The 3,493-nt window shown below is 40.6% G+C and carries 3 protein-coding genes; all 3 read right to left on the reverse strand.

What is annotated here, in order from left to right; translation table 11 throughout:
• Window positions 1-209: 209 nt before the first annotated feature.
• Window positions 210-1,160 (reverse strand): zinc-binding dehydrogenase, encoded by a 951-nt coding sequence (locus JCM14108_RS13545; protein ID WP_191978556.1) that lies wholly within the window; start codon window positions 1,158-1,160, stop codon window positions 210-212.
• 147 nt (window positions 1,161-1,307) lie between these two features.
• Entirely contained in the window at window positions 1,308-2,051 is a 744-nt protein-coding gene (locus tag JCM14108_RS13550; protein ID WP_035181483.1) for an SDR family NAD(P)-dependent oxidoreductase, read from the reverse strand.
• Window positions 2,052-2,436: 385 nt separating this feature from the next.
• Window positions 2,437-3,493, reverse strand: a 1,057-nt coding sequence (locus JCM14108_RS13555) for a tyrosine-type recombinase/integrase (protein WP_152536960.1), incomplete at its 5' end; no start/stop codon positions are given.

Consider the following 3,493-nt stretch of genomic DNA (forward strand, 5'->3'; position numbering starts at 1 on the left):
CTTTCATATAATTATAAATACTCTATACATATTATTTAACTATAATTAACATGATACGGTTTCAAAAAAGGAAAGTCAAGAACTAATTAGGAATTATCGCACCGATAAAGTTAAGAAATATAGCATTAAGGATTTTGGTTATAAAGATGTTGGAACGCAACGTAAAAATAAAAAACAGTTTTGGTATCAAAATGATCCAAAACTGCTATTTAAGGCTTTAACAAAATTTTTCCGACATTATTTCCGGATTCCAATAATTTATGAGCAAGAACGCCGTCCTTTAATGGGAACACGGTAGGCTCACTTATTTGAATGCTGCCGTTGAGCAGGTATTTAAAGAGCCGCCTGCTTCGCGCGATTCTTTCCCAATAATCGGTTAGATAATCCCACAAATCACCGGTTAAGATGCTCTTGGATTGGGACAACAGGGTGACTAAATCAACCCGGGGCGGATTGCCGCCAGCCATACCGTAGAAAATTAGGTCACCACGGTGCTTTAATAGTTCAATACTTTGCTCCAAGGTGATACCGACACCGTCATATACCGTATCAAAATGTTCAAGCCAATTTTGAAGCCACGGTTCGTTTCTGAGAAAAACTTCCTTGGCCCCTTGCTGTAGGGCGACTTTTTGTTTGGCTTTGGTCGAAGTCACACCGTAGACATTGACACCATCTGCCGTTAATATCTGTGACAGGATTTGACCAACGCCGCCACTGATACCGTGGATAAAAACAGTTTGGTTTGGTCGGTTTTTACCGAGGTCATGAGCTAGAAAATCAGCGGTTAAGCCTTGTAAGCCGACACAAGCAATAATTTTGTCGTCTAAATCGTTTGGTACCGTAATGGCGTGGTCTTCGGGAACGGCAACCAGTTCCGCGTTGGCGAATGGGACGTCTACAAAGAAGACTTTTTCACCAAGGCGGTGTTTGGTGACATTTTTACCGACTGCGATAATCATGCCCAAGCCCTCGTAGCCATCGATATAAGGTGAACGCTTCTCGATGTGGTAAGTGCCCTTTCGGCGATAAATATCGGCAAAGTTTAAGCCGATGTAGGTCATTTTAACCAGAACTTCGTTGTCATGCAGTTTGGGATCTGCTAAAATACCGTATTGCAAAACTTCCGGACCGCCAAAGCGATCAAAATAGAGTGCTTTAATCCGACTCACTTCCTTAATAGTCATACTTACTGATAAGATTAGCACGCCGAGACAACGACGTCGAGATATTTAGGCTGGCTGATGAGTAAAATATAAAAGTCGGGGCAAATTTTTCCTCGGCTTCAAAGATTGAATTACAAAAAATAATTAAACTGACGTGTAACCGCCATCGGCTACCAGGGTTGCGCCAATAATAAATGAAGCATCGTCACTTGCCAAGAAGGCAACTGCTTTGGCGATTTCTTCCGGTTTCCCCAGTCGACCAAGCGGGTGAAGTGAAGCCAGCTTTTCTTTTAGGCCGGGGTTCACTTTGTTAAGAAGTGGGGTGTCAATATATCCCGGAGCAATCGCGTTAACCCGAATCCCTTGTTTGGCGTACGTTGCGGCCAATGTTTGGGTTAAAATTTTAACACCACCCTTAGCTGCACCATAGGCTGTTACATTCGGGAGGCCGACCAAACTGTGAATGGATCCGGCATTGACGATTGCACCACCGGTTCCCTGCTTAAGCATTTGTTCCAAGGCATATTTGTCTGACAGAAAGACACCGGTTAAATTAATATTGATGGTGTTTTGCCATTTCTCCAACGGCAGTTCCGTGATATTTGCGTCGTTTGCGATGCCGGCGTTGGCAAACATAATATCCAAATGCCCGAAAGCAGCAACGGTTTTATCGATGAGGTTTTTAACGTCGGCTTCCTGCGTAACGTTGGTTTTAACAAAAAGTACGTTATCACCAGCGTTGAGTTCAGCGGCAACCGTATCACCCTTATCGGAATAATCACCGATAACCACTTTAGCGCCTTCGTTTAGAAATAATTTTACCGTTTCCAAACCGATTCCCGAAGCACCGCCCGTTACAATTGCAACCTTATTATCAAATCTTGCCATAGCGAACACGCCCTTTCTGTGTCGAGTGTAACTTTCTACTCTTTAATTGTAACCGCTTACATAATCATAAACAAATAAAGTGTTCACCAAATTTTTACAAAGCTGAAAGCGGATTTATGTTAAAATGAAAACATTCAAATATAACCACTAGGGGTGCCTTTGCGCTGAGATGGCATTTTGCCGACCCTTTGAACCTGATTTGGTTAACACCAACGGAGAGTATTATAACGTTATTTTATCCACTTTCAATAATTTAAAACGTTGATATATCAACACTTATCTTCAATACCAGTTTAATTGTTTGGACTGTTTTGGATACATTAGGATATTTTTGAGCATCATCTGCACATTTTGTATATTTGAGTGTGCAGAAATCTGCACACTCTTAATTCGAAAGTTGTTCAAGCTTATTTAGATAATTAATGGTTTTATGACTTTCCTCAGATTGCAGTTCTTGAATAATGTGCAGGTAAATGTTAATCGTTGTATTCACATTTTTATGGCCAAGGCGTTTTGAAATAAAGGGGATGGCAATTCCTTTATAAAGTAATAAGGAAGCATGAGTGTGGCGTAAGCCGTGAAAAGTTAAATCCTGTTTAATGTGAGCTTCCTTTAAAGCTCTTTTTAAGTATTGCTCTAAAACTTTAACTGAATAGGGTTCTGCCCGACGGCTGCTGATAAAAATCAGATTTTTATCGTTAGTCTGTTTAGTTAACATCAACATATTATTTTGCTCCAAGCGTACCCGATTAAATAATTTGCCCACAGCTGGGGTGTAATCAATTGATCGTTTGGAAAATTCGTTTTTAGTTGGGGCAAAACTCTTGCTGTTAAAATTCCAAGACTGATAAACGCGAATGGTGTGATGTTTCTTATCAATTGAATCCCAGGTGAGGCCAGCCACTTCCGAAACCCGTAGGCCGGTCATCAGTGCCAGATAGGCCATTGCGTATGGTGGGACACCCGAATAATTTTTCTTTAGAAAATGTAGAAGTTTGATGGCCTCTGCCTGATTTAAATAATTAATTCCACGTGTGTGCTGCGGATCATAAACAATGTGGGTGTTATTAGTAAAGTTTTCTCGAATGAGGCCATCATTGATAGCATTTTGAACGCAGGCACGAATGTGCGAATTAATCTTAACAACTGTTTGCTTGGCATGCGCGGGGTGTGTAGAATCACCTTTCCCAATAAAATTTAAGAACTTCTGGTAGTCCGCTCTTGTTATATTTTTCAGCAAAGTTGTACCAAAGTATTTTTGAATCACTTTTAATGTGTATAGATAGTTGTTTCTTGTCGCTGGAGCTAGCCTTGGCTCACGAAAAGTTTGATACCATCGCAAAAAGTATTGCGAAAACACCACATTCTGATTACTAAGATCACCGCCTTGAGTATATTCATATTCCAACTCTTGAGCGTATTTTTGAGCTAATTTTTTAGTT

It is taken from the genome of Lentilactobacillus farraginis DSM 18382 = JCM 14108 (genome assembly GCF_000583655.1).
Classification (GTDB): domain Bacteria; phylum Bacillota; class Bacilli; order Lactobacillales; family Lactobacillaceae; genus Lentilactobacillus; species Lentilactobacillus farraginis.